Source organism: Nocardiopsis sp. NPDC006198 (assembly GCF_040613895.1).
Classification (GTDB): Bacteria; Actinomycetota; Actinomycetes; order Streptosporangiales; family Streptosporangiaceae; genus Nocardiopsis; species Nocardiopsis tropica.
This window is the reverse complement of record NZ_JBEXSY010000041.1, coordinates 44615-60952: the sequence shown is the minus strand read 5'-3', so window position 1 is coordinate 60952 and position 16338 is coordinate 44615. Positions and strand designations below refer to the sequence as shown.

The following is a 16338-nucleotide window of genomic DNA, read 5'->3' as shown; positions in this document are numbered from 1 at the left end:
GGGTCGTCTCGCCCGTTCGCGTCCACACCAGCCCCGGTGCGCTCAGCGCCGACCACACGGCCGAGCGCTGTCCGGGACACGTCGTCCCCGCTCCGGTCCGCGGACCCGAACCAGGTCAGGGGCTTTTCGCGGCCACGGTCGGTCGCGCCTCCGCGACCGTGCGCGCGCCGCGCCGAACAGGTCGTGAAGCTGAGCTGAACAGCCGCGAACAGGTCTTCATGTGCGCCCTGATCGGGGTCACCATGAGTATGTGTCTGCCCTGCATCCCCACCACACGTCAGAGGCGCACCCGTCGGGACCAGGTGCGGGCCCCCGGCGTTCCCCCGGCGTCGCCGGTCCCCCCGGCGCGCCCCGCCCGTCCCGCTCCCCCGGCTACCGGCCCGTCGTGGACCTGGACTCGGGCGCGGTCGTCGCGGTGGAGGTCGTCGCCGCACCGCCCGCACCGCACCCCGCCGTCCCCGGGGGCCCTCCGAACGCGGAGATGGGCGTCCACGAGGGGACGGCCGTGGCCGACTGGGTGCTGGACCTCGTCGCGGAGGCGGCCGGGACCGAGAGCCTGCTGCCGCTCGTCCTCCCCCTGCCCGCGAGGATCCTGACCGCCGGGGAGGGGTTCGTGGCCCTGGTGGAGAGCCGGATGCGGCGCGCGGGCCGGCGCCCGCGCGACATCACCTTCCTGCTCGGCACGGACCTGGCCGACCTGCCGCGGTCGGTGGTCTCGCCGGGGGTGTCGCGCCTGAGGGCGGCGGGGTTCCGGTGCGGCTTCGGCACGTCGATGGTGCGGCCCGACCTCGTGGTCGAGGCCGCCCCCTTCCTGATGCGGATCGACCCGGAGATCGTCTCGGGGGTGGCGACCGACCAGAGGCACGCGACGGTCGTCGAGGGCCTCGCCCGGATCGGCCGGGGCAGCGGCGTGTACGCGATGGCCTCCGGCGTGGGGACGGCCGAGGACGTGCTGCGGTTGCGCGCGTGCGGGATACGGGTGGGGACGGGGGAGTTCTTCGCCGACAGGACGTGGCGGCCCGGGGAGCGCGTGACCCCCGTGCCCGAGCCGACGGCGTCCCAGGGGCGGGAGGAGGACGCGGGGCCGCGGGTCACCGAGTTCATGCTCCCCCCGGTGGGCTTCGACTCCGACACCACCACCGAGCAGGTGCTGGAGGCGTTCACGGGCGACCCGGCGCTGAACAGCGTCATCCTCATCGACCACCGGGAGCGGCCCGTCGGGGTGATCGACCGCACCCGGTTCCTGCTGTCGGTGACGGGCCGGTACGGGCACGCGCTGCACGCCAAGCGCCCGGCGCTGCGGCTGGCGGAGTCGCCGCGCACGATCCCCGCGTGGATGACCGCCCTGGCGGCGCTGCGCGTGGCGGGCCAGGACACCGACCGTGTCTACGACGACCTGGTCGCGACCAACTCCTACGGGCAGTGCCTGGGCGTGGTGCACATCAGCGACCTCATCCAGTCCCTCTCGCGGAGCTGACGCGGGCGCCCGGGGCGCGCCCCGCCGCTCCGTACCCGCAGCGCGCCCGGGCGCCGGACCGGCGGAAACGGGCGGGCCCGCTCCCGGCCGCGGGCCGGGACCCCGGCCGGAAGGAACGGCGGGCCCCGCACCACGAGGGTGCGGGGCCCGCCGGGGCCTCGCGGCGGCTCAGTCCACGGGGTCCGGGCCCTTGGTGCCCGAGGGGCTGCTGGTGGGAGCGGCGCCGTCGCCTGCGGCGTACGCGTCGTAGTCCGACTCCAGGACCCCGGCCTCCTCCATCGCCAGGGCGATCCGGGCGCGGGTGGCCTCGTCGTGCAGGTACTCCAGCTCCGGTCGCTTGGGCAGGCGGCCGTCCCCGGAGGAGCGGCCCATGAGGCGGCGCCGCAGCCACGGCACCCCGTACTGGCGGGCCCACCGGCGGTTCTCCCGGCGGCGCAGGATGCGGGGCAGCTGCTGGGGCGGTGTGCTCCACGGGTCGGTCCAGGACTCGCGCGGCCCCATGGGGAAGCCGAGGAGGTCGGCGATGCGGGCGGCGACGATCTGGTGGCCGGCCCCGTTGAGGTGCAGGCGGTCGTCGCTCCAGGCGCGGGAGTCGGTGAGGGCGTTGAGCGCCCACAGGTCGACGATCTCGGTGCCGGTGCGCTCGGCGACGGCGCGCATGTGCATGCTGAAGACCGCGATGCGGCCGCGGTAGTAGCGCAGGACGGGGATCCAGCCGGTGTCGTGCCCGGACAGGATCACCACGCGGATCCCGGCGTCGCGCAGGCGGCGGATGCCCCACTCGAAGTGCTCGGCCAGCTGGTCGAGGTCGCCGCCGGGGCGCAGGACGTCGTTGCCGCCCGCGAGGACGGTCACCAGGTCGGGCTTCCAGTCCAGCGTCTGGTCGAGCTGCTCGCCGAAGATGTGGCGCATGCGCCGGCCACGCACACCCAGGTTGGCGTACCGGAAGTCCGGGGAGATCGTGCCGAGGTGCTCCGCGAGACGGTCCGCGAATCCGCGGTACTCGCCGTTGGGGCCGCTGTCGTCTTCCATCCCCTCGGTGATGCTGTCGCCGATCGCCACGAACGACCGGATGACGTCCGGTCTGCTCGCGCGAGCGGCCGCTGGGGGATTCGTCTCAAGGTCTGTCACGTCAACCAATCATCCGGCTCGACCGTCCCACGCCTACGAAGCGCCGAGGGTGCGCGGGAACGGAATCCTGGTACGGGCCGCGGTGTACCGCCGACCCGGGTCCGAACACCGTCGACCCCTGGTCGGCCGCGGAGCGCGGCCACCCGGCCGAAGGTCGTTCGGGCGAGGACAGTGCCCGACCAGCATACCCACGACCGGCGTCGGAACGCCTGACCCGGGGGCCCGCCGGCCCGCTCCGGGTGGTCCCCTCTCCCCGGGCGGCCGCGCGCCCCTGTTTCGCGGAGAGGGCGCGCATATGACGGCACAGTGAATAACAACGACTGCCCGGTTCGATATGAGCCGCATGCCCCCTATGAGCTAGCTCACACGGTATCGGGTTCCACGGACGCCGATCCCCCTTGTCACGGTCATCACACAGCGCGGTCACGGCGGGGTCGCCGCGGACCGGGCCGACCTGGGGGTACCCATGCGGCTCCGGGGCACGTACGATCTCGGGGAAGTGCTCACGGCACCCCTGTCCCCCGGCCCGCCGTGCCCACCCGCGAAGCACCGGACCGGTTCGCGGTCCGGCCCCCGTCCGGGTGAAGGGCGCGTACTGTGGTGCATCGAACCGAAGGCCCGTGCGGTTCCTCCCCAATTCACGTGCAGACACCAGGAGGTCGAGGTCCCCAGCGGATGAACGCCGTCTCTCCGATCTGCCTCGTCGACCTCGCTCCCGCCCTGCGGTGGTCGAGGTCGCCGGACGTGGCACCCCTTCTCCACCATGACCGGCTGATCGACGGCTGGTGGCACTCGCTCCCGGTCGCGCGCGTCCTGGACATCGCGGGCCCCCCGTGGCTGGCCCACGGCATCGCGCGCCTCGCGGTCGAGCAGTGGGGGCACGTGCCCCTCTCCGAGTTCCTGCCGAGCCTGCGGACCCAGCAGGTGAGCTGCGCGGACCTGTCCGAGCCGGTACGCGGCGCCGTCACCGCCGCCGCGGGCGACTGGGACCGCCTCATCTCCACCGCGCCCCAGGAGATCGGGGAGTGGCCGCTCTCCGGATGCGGGGTCCTCGACGTCGTGAGCACCGTCGCCTGGCGGGCGCTCCAGCCCTGCTGCGAGCTGCCCGGCGGCCCGACCCCCTCGCCGGCCCTGATGCTGGAGGCCGTGCGCACCATCGCGCACTGGATCCCCGACACGGTGCCGGACCACGTGCGCAGCGCCCTGGAGTACCTGAGCGCGGCCACGGGCGCCGACGGCGCGGCCGACGCCTCGGAGTCCGCCGGCCACGGCTCGACGCCGCCGCAGACACCCGCCACCCGCGCCATCCGGACCCTGCGCGCCCTGCGGGCCCAGCGCGAGGAGCGCGAGGGGGCCGAAGCCCCCTTCACGGAGGAGGCGCCCGTCAACGGGCACGGCGGCGCCGCGCCCACCGGCATGGTGAGCTCCGCCGCGATGCTCCCCGGCCCCGCGCCGGGCGCCGAGGCCGCCGGCTCCGACGCCGGGCGCGAGGGCGCCCCGGGCGACCTGCGCTCCCAGTTCCGCAGTTCGCTGGTGGGCCCCGGCCGCACGCTGCGCCGGCCCAGCTTCGGCCCGCCCAAGGCCATGCGGCCCGACCACGTCGAGGAGCGCCCCCCGGCCCCCGCCCTGGGCCAGCACCCCCTGGTGGACCTGGTCGAGGAGATGTTCCGCTCCTGGCCCGACCTGGAGCGGACGGTCGCCGCCGAGCGCCTCTTCGCCACCGACCCCATCAGCATCCGCGTGCTCTCCGAGCAGATCGCGGTGGACGTCACCGAGATCCGCGGCGCCCAGCGCAAGGTGGAGGAGCGCCTGCTGCGCTGGCTCAACTCGCCCGAGGGCGCGGCGGTCACCAAGCACATGCGCGAGCTGTCCGACCAGCTGGGGTCCGCAACCACCATCGACCGGCTGATCAACGCGCACCCCGACCACCCGGTGGACGTGCCCACCCTCAACACGCCCCTGTGGCGGGTCATCATCACCCTGTTCACCGACCGCCGCATGCACAACGGCTGGCTCATCGCCGACGACCCCAACCGCCTGCGCTGGCAGACCCGCGAGCTCCTGGGCGACGCCCCCGACATGACCGAGGCCGGCCTGCGGCTCGGCCGTATCGGCATCCGCCAGCAGGAGCTCCGGGCCTGGCTGCTGAGCACCCCCGGGGTGAGCCTGAAGGACGGGCACGTGTTCGTCGACGCCTCTGTCCCGATGGAGGCTCCCACCAGCCACCCGGGGCACATCGCCCCGGAGGACTCGGGCGCCACCACCGAGAACGGGCTGCCGATCCGGCGACGCGTCGAGGGGCCCGGGGCCCCGGCGCAGCCCGAGCCCGTCGCCGCTCTTCCGGAGCACCGGCAGAGGACCGTCCACGACCAGGCGGGCGCGGTGTTCGTCCCCACAGGCCTCGAACCCCACCGGCCCGTGCTCCTCGGGCACCCGCACGGGGGCCCGGGCCCCGCCCTCCAGCCGGTCCTCGCCTCGCACGCCCCCGCGGCGCGCCCCGGCGCGAGCGACCCGGCGATGGCCGCCCGGTGCTTCCGCGCCCCGGACGGGCGCTGGTGGCACCGCATCGACATCACCGCCGACCACCTCAACGGCGCCCCCGTGGCCGTCCCCAACGGCTACGCCACGCACCTGGGGCTCCAGCCGGGCCGCCTGCTGTGCCTGACCGCGCCCGGCGCGGACCTGCTGGTCCTCGTCTGGAGGGACCAGCCCGCGTTCGACTCGCTGCGGCCGCTGCTGCGCCGCCAGGCCGCCCAGCCCGGCGACCGCATGTTCATCACCGTGGCGGGCGACCGCCTGGACGCGCGCAAGCTGCCCGCCACGGACCTGAGCGGGTACACGCCCGCGGCCCGGGCGCTGCACCTGAGCGGGTACACGGCGCCCGCCTCCACCGACGAGGCCCTCAAGATCCTGTCGCGCCGTATCACCGACCACGACGACGACGCGCTCGCCGACCCGCAGTCGCTCATCGACCTGCTGAACCTGCGCGGTGACAACGACATCGCCGGGGAGCTGCGCTCGGGGCTGTTCGCCGCGCACTGACCCCTTCCGGGGGCTCCTTCCGCCCCTTCGATCCTCGCCGCCCCGGGACCGCCGTCCCGGGGCGGCTTCCGTCGTGCGCCCGCCTCTCCGCGAAAAGGCGCGCCCGGGGGTGTCCTACCAGGGGGCGAACCATGTAGGTTAGCCTCACCTAAGTAAGAATCGAGGTGGTTCCCCTGTCCACGTACCAGCACCTGGCTCCCCCGCCCGCCGAACGCGCGCGGTCGGTCCTGGGCCGTCCCAACCCCGTGACCGTGACGACCCGGGACCACGCCGTGCACCTCGACGAACCCGCCTGCCACATCCACCCCAACGGTTCCGTGAGCCTGCTGGTCCCCGACCGCCACCTCCTCCTGGAGCGGATCGGCCGCCACACCACCGCCGCCACGGTCGAGTTCACCGACACGGCCCCTGTGCCCCTGCGCGACCGCACACGCTCCCTCCTGTGGATCAGCGGCACCCTCACCCGGCTGGACCACCCGACGGCCCGTCTGCGCGCCCTCCGCGTCCTGCGCGACGATCCCGACGAACGGCTGCTCGACATCGGCCACGGACGGACGATGGTGGCCCTGGAGCCCTACCTGGTGGTCCACTCCGACACCGACGGCTGCCACCTCCTGCGCACGGACGAGTTCGTCCGCGCGCGCACCGATCCCTTCGGGCGCCGGGAGGGCGAGTGGCTGCGCCACCTGGAGGAGGACCACCCCGACATCCTGCACGCGATCGCCGTGCGCTCCCCCGAACCCCTGCCGCCCGGGCGACCGCGGCCGCTGGGCGTGGACCGGTACGGGATCACGCTCCGCTTCGAGGGCCCCGAGGGCGACGTCGACGCCCGGCTCCCCTTCAGCAGGCCCGCGGACACCCCCCACGACGTCGCGGCGGAGGTCCACGGCATGGCGGGCCTCCCCCACCGCTGCGGTCCCTGAGGAGCGGCCGCGCCGCCTCCGCTCCCCCGGGGAGGGCGGCCGCGGCGGGAACCGGTCCCCGCGAGAGGCCCCCGGCACACGAACGCGGCGGGCCGGGACCCGTGGTCCCGGCCCGCCGCGCGGTCATCCGTGATGCCTCAGACGTTGAAGCCCAGCATGCGCAGCTGGTCCCGCCCGTCGTCGGTGATCTTGTCCGGACCCCACGGCGGCATCCAGACCCAGTTGATCCTGACCTCGCGCTCGAACTCGTCGAGGGCGCTGTTGGCCTGGTCCTCGATCACGTCCGTCAGGGGGCACGCCGCGCTGGTCAGCGTCATGTCCAGGGTGATGACCTGGTCGTCGGCGCTCACCCCGTACAGCAGGCCCAGGTCGACGACGTTCACGCCCAGCTCGGGGTCGATCACGTCCTTGAGCGCCTCGCCGATCTCCTCGGCCAGCGCCTCCGCCTCCGGGGAGAGGGGCGCGGTCTCGGGGGCCTCGGCAGCCTCGGCCGTTGTCGTCTCGTTCTCGCTCATCAGACGCCTTCCTTCTCCATGGACTGCGACACCGCGTCCTTCCACGCCATCCAGCCCAACAGGGCGCACTTGACGCGCGCGGGGTACTTGGACACCCCGGCGAACGCCACGGCGTCCTCCAGGACGTCCTCGTCGGGCTCACCCTTGCCCCGGGACTGCATCAGCTCCGTGAAGGCGTCCAGGGTGGTCATGCCCTCGGCGACCGTCCGTCCGATCAGCAGGTCGGTCAGCACCGAGGTGCTGGCCTGGCTGATCGAGCAGCCCATCCCCTCGTAGGAGACGTCGCTGACGACGGCCTTCTCGTCGAGCCCGGCCGAGCCCTCGGCCGGGGTCAGCGCCACGCGGAGCGTCACCTCGTCCCCACAGGTGGGGTTGATGTGGTGGGCCTCCGCGTCGTGCGGTTCCCGCAGCCCCTTGTGGTGCGGGTTCCGGTAGTGGTCCAGGATGATCTCCTGGTACATCGCGTCCAGCTGCATGGTCAGGCTGTTCCTCGTTCTAGGGCCGGGTTCCGAAGAACCCCTGGGCGTCCCTGATGGCCCCCACCAGCGCGTCCACGTCCTCCAGCGTGTTGTAGAGGTAGAAGGACGCGCGCGTGGTCGCCTGGACCCCCAGTGTGCGGTGCAGCGGCCAGGCGCAGTGGTGGCCCACACGGACCTCCACGCCCCGGTCGTCGAGCACCTGGCCCAGGTCGTGCGGGTGGATGTCGTCCACGACGAACGACACCGCGCCGCCGCGGTCGACCGCCTCGGTGGGACCGATGATCCGCACGCCCTCCAGCGCGCCCACCCGCTCGAGCGCGTACTCGGTGAGTTCGTGCTCGTGCGCGGCGACCCGGTCCATGCCCACCTTCGACAGGTAGTCGCAGGCCGCGGCGAGGGCGACGGCCTGGGGGGCCATCGGCACGCCGGCCTCGAACCGCTGCGGCGGCTCCGCCCACGTGGAGTACTCCATGTGGACGACGCCGATCATCGATCCGCCGGTGATGAACGGCGGCATCGCCTCCAGCAGCTCCCGGCGGCCCCACAGGACGCCGATGCCGTTGGGGCCGAGCATCTTGTGCCCGGAGAACGCCAGGAAGTCGACGCCCAGCTCGGTGACGTCCACCGGCATGTGCGGAACCGACTGGCAGGCGTCCAGGACCGTCAGGGCGCCGACCTCGCGGGCGCGGGCGACGACGGGCGCCACCGGGTTGACGGTGCCCAGCACGTTGGACTGGTGCGTGAACGCGACCACGCGGGTGCGCTCGTTGACCAGTTCGCCGATGCCGGACAGGTCGAGGCGGCCCTCCCCCGTCACCGGGAACCACCGCAGCGTCGCGCCGGTGCGCCGACAGAGTTCCTGCCACGGCACCAGGTTGGCGTGGTGCTCCATCTCGGTGACGACGATCTCGTCACCGGGACCCACCTGGAAGCCGCGCAGTCCCTCGTCGGCGGTGGCGGCGTTGCCCATGGCGTACGCCACCAGGTTGATCGCCTCGGTGGCGTTCTTGGTGAACACCACCTCGCCGGCGTCGCCGCCGATGAACCGGGCGATGGTCTCCCGGGCCGACTCGTAGGCGTCGGTCGCCTCCTCCGCGAGCTGGTGCGCACCACGGTGCACCGCCGCGTTGTGGCGTTCGTAGAACTCACGTTCGGCGTCGAGCACCTGGCGGGGCTTCTGCGAGGTGGCCCCGGAGTCGAGGTACACCAGCGGACGCCCGTCGCGGACGGTCCGGGAGAGGATCGGGAAGTCCTCCCGGAGCGCCGCGACGTCAAGCGGACCGGCGTCGGCCCGACCGAACTCGCGGACTGTCGTCATGGGTTACGCGCCCACCTTCACGAAGCGCTCGTAGCCGTCGGCCTCCAGCACGTCGGCCAGCTCGGGCCCGCCGGACTCGGCGATGCGGCCCTGGGCGAAGACGTGGACGAAGTCCGGCTTCACGTAGTTGAGGATGCGGGTGTAGTGCGTGATGAGCATGACGCCCATCTCACCGTTGGCCTTGGCGCGGTTGACTCCCTCGGAGACGACCTTGAGCGCGTCGACGTCCAGGCCGGAGTCGGTCTCGTCCAGGATCGCGACCTTGGGCTTGAGCAGCTCCAGCTGGAGGATCTCGTGGCGCTTCTTCTCGCCGCCGGAGAAGCCCTCGTTGACGCCGCGGGCGGCGAAGGCCGAGTCGATGGACAGGTCCTTCATCGCGCCCTGGAGCTCCTTGGAGAACTGCCGGAGCTTGGGGGCCTCGCCGCGCACCGCCGTGACGGAGCTGCGCAGGAAGTTGGACATGGAGACGCCGGGCACCTCGACCGGGTACTGCATGGCCAGGAACACGCCGGCGCGGGCGCGCTCGTCCACGCTCATGTCGAGGATGTTCTCCCCGTCGATGAGCACCTCGCCCTCGGTGATCTCGTAGCGCGGGTGGCCGGCGATCGCGTAGGCCAGGGTGGACTTGCCGGATCCGTTGGGGCCCATGATGGCGTGGGTCTCACCGGAGTTGATGGTCAGGTCGACGCCCTTGAGGATCTCCTGCCTCTCGTTCTCACCGATGAGAACGTCGGCACGCAGACCGCGGATTTCGAACTTCGTCATGTCAAAGCCTCAGGAATTCTTCTCGTCCAACGACACGAGTACGTCGTCGCCGTCGATCTTCACGTCATAGGTGGAAACCGGCTGGGTCGCGGGCGGGTTGATCGGCGCCCCCGAACGCAGGTCGAAGCAGGAGCCGTGCAGCCAGCACTCGATGGTGCCGTCCTCGACCTCGCCCTCGGAGAGGCGGACCTCGGCGTGCGAGCACACGTCCCGCACGGCGAACACCTCACCCTCGGAGCGGACCAGCGCGATGGGTGTCTCGTCGTCGGTCTCGACGCCGAGGACCCCCTCCTCGGGGATCTCGGCGAGCTCGGCGACCTTCACCCAGCGAGTGCCCTCACTCATGCTCGGCCAGCTTGCGCTCGACCTTGTCCATGATCCCCTCGCGCAGCTCACCGACCGGGATGCGGTTGATCAGCTCGAGGAAGTAGCCGCGGATGACCAGGCGGCGGGCCTCGTCCTCCGGGATACCGCGCGAGCGGAGGTAGAACAGGTGGATGTCGTCGAGGCGGCCGCTGGCGGCGGCGTGGCCGGCGCCCTCCACCTCGCCGGTGAAGATCTCCAGGTTGGGCACCGAGTCGACGCGGGTCTCGTCGGTGAGCTGGAGGTTGCGGTTGTGCTCGTACGAGTCGGTGCCGGTCGTGCCCTCGCCGATGATCACGTCACCGATCCACACGCCGTGCGCGCCCTTGCCGCTCAGCGCACCCTTGTACTCCACCCGGGACCGGGTGTTGGACATGTTGTGGTCGATGAGCGAGCGGTGCTCGTGGTGCTGGCCGTCGCCGGTGAAGTACAGGCCGTGGAGCTCGGCGTTGGCGCCGCGCCCCTTGTAGGCCACCTTCGGGGAGAGCCGGACCAGGTCGCCGCCGAGGGTGACCACGATCGACTTGAACGTGGCGTCCTTGGCGACCTGCGCGTTGTGCTGGGACACGTCGACGGCGTCGCGGTCCCAGTCCTGCACGCTGACCAGGGTCAGGCGCGCGCCCTCGGCGACGTGGATGTCCACGCTGCCCGCACGGACGCCCGTACCGGTCTGGTTGAGGACGACGATCGCCTCGGCCAGCGGTTCGACGTCGATGACGTACTGGTCGAAGCGGGTGCCGCCCTGGGCCTCCCGGTTGATGACGACCGGCTGCTCCAGGGCCTTGCCCTTGGCGACCGTGACGATCGTGGCCTCCTCGAAGGAGGTGTAGGCCTGGGCGATCACGCGGTCGGCCGGGAAGCCCGCGGTGCCGAGCCTGGCGTCGCCGCGGCCGACGGTCTCGACGGTGACGCCCTCGGGGGCGTCGATGTCGAGCTTGTCGGCGCCGCCGGCGACGGCGGTGCCGTCGTGCAGGCCCTTGAGGCGGCGGACGGGCGTGAAGCGCCACTCCTCCTCGCGGCCGTTGGGGACGGGGAAGTCGTTCACGTCGAACGACCCGTGGGTCGCCAACTTGGAGAACGGGATGTCCCCGAGGCCGTGGCTGTGGGCCTTGGGTTCGATGCTGGGGCCGGTCAACTTAACCAACCGCTCCTTCCATCTGAAGCTCGATCAGCCGGTTCAGTTCCAGCGCGTACTCCATGGGCAGCTCGCGCGCGATGGGCTCGACGAACCCGCGCACGATCATGGCCATGGCCTCGTCCTCGTTCATGCCCCGGCTCATCAGGTAGAAGAGCTGGTCCTCGCTGACCTTGGAGACGGTCGCCTCGTGCGCGAGCTCGGCGTCGTCCTCGCGCAGGTCGTTGTAGGGGTAGGTGTCCGAGCGGCTGACGGTGTCGATCAGCAGCGCGTCGCACTTGACCGAGGACTTCGCGTTGTGCGCGCCCTCCTGCACCTGCACCAGGCCCCGGTAGGAGGCGCGGCCCCCGCCGCGTGCCACCGACTTCGAGATGATGGTGGACGAGGTGTTGGGAGCGCAGTGCACCATCTTGGAACCGGTGTCCTGGTGCTGGCCCTCGCCCGCGAAGGCGATGGACAGGGTCTCGCCCTTGGCGTGCTCGCCCATGAGGTACACGGCCGGGTACTTCATGGTCACCTGGGAGCCGATGTTGCCGTCGATCCACTCCATGGTCGCGCCCTCTTCGGCGATGGCGCGCTTGGTGACCAGGTTGAAGACGTTGTTCGACCAGTTCTGGATGGTCGTGTACCGGCAGCGGGCGTTCTTCTTGACGATGATCTCGACGACCGCGGAGTGCAGCGAGTCCGACTTGTAGATCGGCGCGGTGCAGCCCTCGACGTAGTGGACGTAGGCGCCCTCGTCGACGATGATCAGCGTCCGCTCGAACTGGCCCATGTTCTCGGTGTTGATCCGGAAGTAGGCCTGCAGCGGGATCTCGACGTGCACGTTCTTGGGCACGTAGATGAACGACCCGCCGCTCCACACCGCGGTGTTGAGCGCGGCGAACTTGTTGTCGCCGGGCGGGATCACCGAGCCGAAGTACTCCTCGAAGATCTCCGGGTGCTCCTTGAGTGCGGTGTCGGTGTCGAGGAAGATGACACCCTGCTCCTCCAGGTCCTCGCGGATCTGGTGGTAGACGACCTCGGACTCGTACTGCGCGGCGACGCCGGAGACCAGGCGCTGCTTCTCCGCCTCGGGGATGCCGAGCCGGTCGTAGGTGTTCTTGATGTCCTCGGGCAGTTCCTCCCAGGAGGTGGCCTGCTTCTCCGTGGACCGCACGAAGTACTTGATGTTGTCGAAGTCGATCTTGGACAGGTCCGCGCCCCAGTTGGGCATGGGCTTCTTGTCGAAGAGCTTGAGGGACTTGAGCCGGAGCTTGGTCATCCACTCCGACTCGTCCTTCTTCGAGGAGATGTCGCGGACGACCTCCTCGTTCAGGCCGCGGCGGGCGGTAGCCCCCGCCTTGTCGGAGTCGGACCAGCCGTACTCATAGTTTCCGATCCCTTCGAGCTCGGGATGCGCGATAGACGTCATGCGCGGACTCCTCCAGGACTCAGGCGTCCTTGTGGTGAACTGAGCCGCCCGCCCCCTGGCGGATGGCCTCTGACGCGGGGGTTTGGCTGTCCCCGCCCGCCACGTCGCCCCGAGGGGTGACGTGCGTGGTGCACACACCGTCGCCGTGGGCGATGGTGGCCAACCTGCGCACCGGGGTGCCCAGAAGTCGTGAGAAGGCCTCGACCTCGGCTTCGCAGAGCTGCGGGAACTCCGCGGCCACGTGGGCGACCGGGCAGTGGTGTTGGCACAGCTGGTCACCGCCGCCGGGTGCGGGCGCCCGGCCCGCGGTGGCGGCGTAACCGTCGTTGGAGAGTGCCTCGGCCAGGAGCCGGACGCGCTGTTCCGGGGGGACAGCGTCCAGCAGGGGCCTGTAGCGCCTCTCCAGATCGGCGACCTGACTGCGGGCGAACTCGCCGACGGCCCCGTCCCCGGCGGTCTCCGCCAGGAAGCGGAGCGCGCTGGTGGCGAGGTCGTCGTAGGCGTGGACGAAGGCGTCCCGCCCGGCCTCGGTGATGGCGAAGACCTTGGCGGGCCTGCCCCTGCGGCGCTGTCCGCCGTGGGGCCGGGCGTCGCGGGCCTCGACCATGCCCTCACCGGTCAGGTTGTCGAGGTGGCGGCGGATCGCCGCCGGAGTGAGTCCGAGCCGCTCCCCCAGGGAGGATGCGGTGATCGGGCCCTTCTCCAGGATGAGCCGCGCGACGCGGGCGCGGGTGCCGGTCTCGGCCCCGCGGTCGGGTCCGGCCAGGGCACGGGGCACACTGGTCGCCTCGGGCACGGCGCTCCCCTCCCTCGTCGTACGCAGCTCGTGGTTTTGACAACATCAGTGTGGCCTAAATAAGTCCGTTGAGGCAAACGCCGCTCCATGCCCTTCATCACGAAGGTCAGGCTTGCCTAACAGCGGGTTCATGCTCCCGAAACCCGAGGTCGCCACCGCGCGAGGGGCCGGAACGACCCGGATTGCCCGCATGCTGATACCGCATGACCAAGATGTGGACCTCCCGAGTTTTCGGCGGCTCCTCCCCGAGCGGGGCGGTGAAGGGCCCCGCCCGGCCGCACGTAAACTCAGGCCCCATGGACACAGCCGCGGTCGAGGTCGTCGACCTGGTCAAGCGCTACGGCGCCACCACCGCAGTCTCCGGCCTCACGTTCAGCGCGCGCCGGGGCGCGGTGACGGCCCTGCTCGGCCCCAACGGGGCGGGCAAGACGAGCACCATCGAGATCTGCGAGGGCTTCCGCCGCGCCGACGGCGGGCGGGTCCGGGTCCTGGGCCTGGACCCCGTGGCCGACGCCACCGCCCTCAAGCCCCGCGTCGGGGTGATGCCCCAGTCCGGCGGGGTCCCCACCGGCGCCCGCGCGGCGGAGTGGCTGAACCTGATGGCCTCCTTCCACGCCAGCCCGATCGCCCCCGCCCTCCTCATGGAGCGGCTGGGCCTGAACTCCGTGGCCGCCACCCCCTTCCGCCGCCTGTCCGGCGGCCAGCAGCAGCGCCTCTCCCTGGCCTGCGCCGTGGTCGGACGGCCCGAGCTGGTGTTCCTGGACGAGCCGACGGCGGGCCTGGACCCGCAGGCGCGCATGGCCACCTGGGACCTGGTCTCGGCCCTGCGCGAGGCGGGCGTGGCGGTCATCCTGAGCACCCACCACATGGAGGAGGCCGAACGGTTGGCCGACCACGTGGTCATCATCGACCGCGGCGCCGTGGTCGCCGAGGGCGCGCCGGCCGCGCTCACCGAGGGGCGCCGCGAGGTGTGCTTCTCCAGCACGCCCGTGGACTCCTCCGCGCTCCTGGCCGCCCTGCCCGAGGGCAGCAGGGTCGCCGACGGCGCCACCGCGGACGGCCGCCACGAGTACGTGGTCACCACCGACGACGCCGCCGCGCTCGGTCCGGAGTTCCTGGCCACGGTCACCGCATGGTGCGCGTCGGCCGGCGTCCTCGCCGAGGACCTGCGCGTGCGACGGCGTACCCTCGAAGACGTCTTCCTCGAACTCACGGGCCGGGAACTGCGCGACCAATGACCGAGCACACCTCCAGCACCACCACGCGGGCCGCCGACGCCCCCCCGACCACCCCCTCCCGGGGCGGCGGCGCCTCGCTGTTCACCCCTGCGCCCGGGGCCGCGCCCATGTGGCGGATGGTCGCCTCGCAGGCCCGCATGGAACTGCGGGTGATGCTCCGCCACGGCGAGCAGTTCCTGCTGACCATGGTCATCCCCGTCCTCCTGCTGGTGGGCTTCAGCCTCACCTCGGTCCTGGACGTGGGCCCGGGCCCCCGCGTCAACGCCCTCACGCCGGGTGTCCTGGCGCTGGCGGTGATGTCGACGTCGTTCACCGGCCTGGCCATCGGCACCGGCTTCGAGCGGCGCTACGGGGTCCTGAAGCGCCTGGGGGCGACGCCGCTGTCCCGGTTCGGCCTCCTGGCCGCCAAGACGCTGGCCGTCCTGGGCGTGCAGGCCATCCAGATCGCGCTGCTGTGCACGGTGGCGCTGGCCCTGGGCTGGTCCCCCGACCCCGACCCGGCGGGCGTGCTGTCGGCGGTCGCCCTGGTGCTGCTGGCGACCGCCGCGTTCAGCTCGCTCGGCCTGCTCATGGCCGGCACCCTGCGGGCGGAGGCGACCCTGGCCGGGGCCAACCTGGTGTACGTGCTGATGCTCGGACTGGGCGGCGTGCTGTTCCCGACCAGCAGCTTCCCCACGCCGCTGGAGCAGGCCGCCTCGCTGCTGCCGGTCACCGCCCTCAGCTCGGGCCTGCGGACCGTCCTCGCGGACGGGTCCCTGCCCGGCTGGGGCGCGTTCGCGGTCCTGGCCGTGTGGGCCCTCGTCTGCGGACTGCTCGCCAGCCGCCTCTTCCGCTGGGAGTGACGCCCGCGGGCCTCCCGGGAGGGGGCGGTCCCCGCGCCCGCGCCCGCCGCTCCTAGGATGGGGCGCATGCTCGACGTCGACGCGGTCACCGAGATCCTCCGCGAGGCGGCGGAGGCGGCGGTCCTCCCCCGCTTCCGGTCCCTGTCCGAGGGCGAGGTCACCGAGAAGGCCCCCGGCGAGCTCGTCACGGTCGCCGATCGCGAGGCCGAGGAGCTGATCGGCGCCCGCCTGCGCGACGTCGTCGCGGCGCCGGTCGTGGGCGAGGAGGCCGCCTCGGACGACCCCGGCCTGCTCCGCGCCCTGTACGGGGAGCCCGTGGCGTGGCTGGTCGACCCGGTCGACGGAACCCGCAACTTCGTCCGGGGCGACACGCGCTTCGCGGTGATGGCCGCCCTGGTGCGCCACGGCGAGACCGTCGCGGCGTGGATCCTGCGCCCCACCGAGGACCGGGTGTACGTCGCGGAGCGCGGGTCCGGCACCTGGCGCGACGGCGTGAGGGTGCGCCGGGAGCCCGCACCGGCCGATCCGGCCCGCCTGCACGGCTCGGCCGCGACGCGGTTCCTCGCCCCCGCCGCGAAGCGGCGCGTGGAGGAGGCCGCCACCCGCTTCGCGTCCATGGGACCGGGCTCGCACTGCGTCGGGGTGGACTACCCGCTCCTGTTCGAGGGCGGGCAGGACTTCCTGCTGTTCCACAGGACCCTGCCCTGGGACCACGCCCCCGGCTCCCTGATGCTGACCGAGGCCGGAGGCGTGTGCCTGCGCCCGGACGGCGGCGAGTACCGTCCGGGCGACGACGCCGTGGGCCTGCTCTGCGCCTCCGACGACGAGTGCTGGAAGACCGCCCGGTCGCTCCTCGTCGGCTGACACCGGACCGGGGAGTCGCCGCGGGGCCGTCCGGGC

The 16338-nt window shown here is 72.4% G+C and carries 15 protein-coding genes; 6 read left to right on the top strand and 9 right to left on the bottom strand.

The window, feature by feature from the left end; translation table 11 throughout:
* Nucleotides 1-385 precede the first annotated feature (385 nt).
* A complete protein-coding gene (locus ABZ234_RS23700) occupies nucleotides 386-1477 on the top strand; it encodes an EAL domain-containing protein (protein ID WP_267949050.1) in 1092 nt (363 codons plus the stop codon).
* A gap of 168 nt (nucleotides 1478-1645) precedes the next feature.
* Here the strand turns inward: ABZ234_RS23700 and ABZ234_RS23695 are convergent, their stop codons facing one another.
* The gene (locus tag ABZ234_RS23695) at nucleotides 1646-2539 is read right to left on the bottom strand and encodes an SGNH/GDSL hydrolase family protein (protein ID WP_267950322.1); all 894 of its coding nucleotides are present in this window, start codon (nucleotides 2537-2539) and stop codon (nucleotides 1646-1648) included.
* A 744-nt stretch (nucleotides 2540-3283) separates the two neighbouring features.
* On the opposite strand from ABZ234_RS23695, the gene ABZ234_RS23690 reads away from it, so the two are divergent.
* Together ABZ234_RS23690 and ABZ234_RS23685 are read left to right on the top strand one after the other, a co-directional pair.
* Nucleotides 3284-5650 (top strand): hypothetical protein, encoded by a 2367-nt coding sequence (locus ABZ234_RS23690; RefSeq protein WP_267949049.1) that lies wholly within the window; start codon nucleotides 3284-3286, stop codon nucleotides 5648-5650.
* Between the two features lie 164 nt (nucleotides 5651-5814).
* A complete protein-coding gene (locus ABZ234_RS23685) occupies nucleotides 5815-6573 on the top strand; it encodes a DUF2470 domain-containing protein (RefSeq protein ID WP_267949048.1) in 759 nt (252 codons plus the stop codon).
* Nucleotides 6574-6710: 137 nt separating this feature from the next.
* Here the strand turns inward: ABZ234_RS23685 and ABZ234_RS23680 are convergent, their stop codons facing one another.
* Genes ABZ234_RS23680 through ABZ234_RS23645 form a run of 8 tightly spaced genes read right to left on the bottom strand, consistent with a single transcriptional unit; the run spans nucleotide 6711 to nucleotide 13358 of the window.
* On the bottom strand, nucleotides 6711-7088 hold the full coding sequence (locus tag ABZ234_RS23680) for a metal-sulfur cluster assembly factor (protein ID WP_355013484.1): 378 nt from the start codon (nucleotides 7086-7088) through the stop codon (nucleotides 6711-6713).
* Nucleotides 7088-7564: a Fe-S cluster assembly sulfur transfer protein SufU gene (gene sufU / locus ABZ234_RS23675; RefSeq protein WP_355013483.1), complete on the bottom strand. Its 477-nt coding sequence runs from the start codon at nucleotides 7562-7564 to the stop codon at nucleotides 7088-7090. Before sufU ends, ABZ234_RS23680 begins: the two co-directional genes overlap by 1 nt.
* Before the next feature lie 19 nt (nucleotides 7565-7583).
* Nucleotides 7584-8885 carry a cysteine desulfurase gene (locus ABZ234_RS23670; protein ID WP_267949045.1) on the bottom strand — a complete coding sequence of 434 codons (1302 nt, stop codon included), beginning with the start codon at nucleotides 8883-8885 and terminating at the stop codon, nucleotides 7584-7586.
* 3 nt (nucleotides 8886-8888) lie between these two features.
* Complete coding sequence (sufC, locus tag ABZ234_RS23665; protein ID WP_344183881.1) at nucleotides 8889-9650, bottom strand: Fe-S cluster assembly ATPase SufC; 762 nt, start codon at nucleotides 9648-9650, stop codon at nucleotides 8889-8891.
* 9 nt (nucleotides 9651-9659) lie between these two features.
* Entirely contained in the window at nucleotides 9660-9995 is a 336-nt protein-coding gene (locus ABZ234_RS23660; protein ID WP_267949043.1) for a non-heme iron oxygenase ferredoxin subunit, read from the bottom strand.
* Nucleotides 9988-11148, bottom strand: a complete 1161-nt coding sequence (sufD, locus tag ABZ234_RS23655) for a Fe-S cluster assembly protein SufD (RefSeq protein WP_355013482.1) — start codon at nucleotides 11146-11148, stop codon at nucleotides 9988-9990. The genes ABZ234_RS23660 and sufD overlap by 8 nt, the downstream gene beginning before the upstream one ends.
* A 1-nt stretch (nucleotide 11149) precedes the next feature.
* The gene (gene sufB, locus ABZ234_RS23650) at nucleotides 11150-12562 is read right to left on the bottom strand and encodes a Fe-S cluster assembly protein SufB (protein ID WP_355013481.1); all 1413 of its coding nucleotides are present in this window, start codon (nucleotides 12560-12562) and stop codon (nucleotides 11150-11152) included.
* 19 nt (nucleotides 12563-12581) lie between these two features.
* The gene (locus ABZ234_RS23645) at nucleotides 12582-13358 is read right to left on the bottom strand and encodes a metalloregulator ArsR/SmtB family transcription factor (RefSeq protein WP_355013480.1); all 777 of its coding nucleotides are present in this window, start codon (nucleotides 13356-13358) and stop codon (nucleotides 12582-12584) included.
* 296 nt (nucleotides 13359-13654) lie between these two features.
* Between ABZ234_RS23645 and ABZ234_RS23640 the strand changes: the two genes are divergently transcribed.
* From ABZ234_RS23640 to ABZ234_RS23630, 3 genes are all read left to right on the top strand, one after another.
* Complete coding sequence (locus tag ABZ234_RS23640) at nucleotides 13655-14596, top strand: ABC transporter ATP-binding protein (protein WP_355013479.1); 942 nt, start codon at nucleotides 13655-13657, stop codon at nucleotides 14594-14596.
* Nucleotides 14593-15438 (top strand): ABC transporter permease, encoded by an 846-nt coding sequence (locus ABZ234_RS23635; protein WP_355013478.1) that lies wholly within the window; start codon nucleotides 14593-14595, stop codon nucleotides 15436-15438. Before ABZ234_RS23640 ends, ABZ234_RS23635 begins: the two co-directional genes overlap by 4 nt.
* A 66-nt stretch (nucleotides 15439-15504) precedes the next feature.
* Nucleotides 15505-16302: an inositol monophosphatase family protein gene (locus ABZ234_RS23630; protein ID WP_344182367.1), complete on the top strand. Its 798-nt coding sequence runs from the start codon at nucleotides 15505-15507 to the stop codon at nucleotides 16300-16302.
* Nucleotides 16303-16338 lie beyond the last annotated feature (36 nt).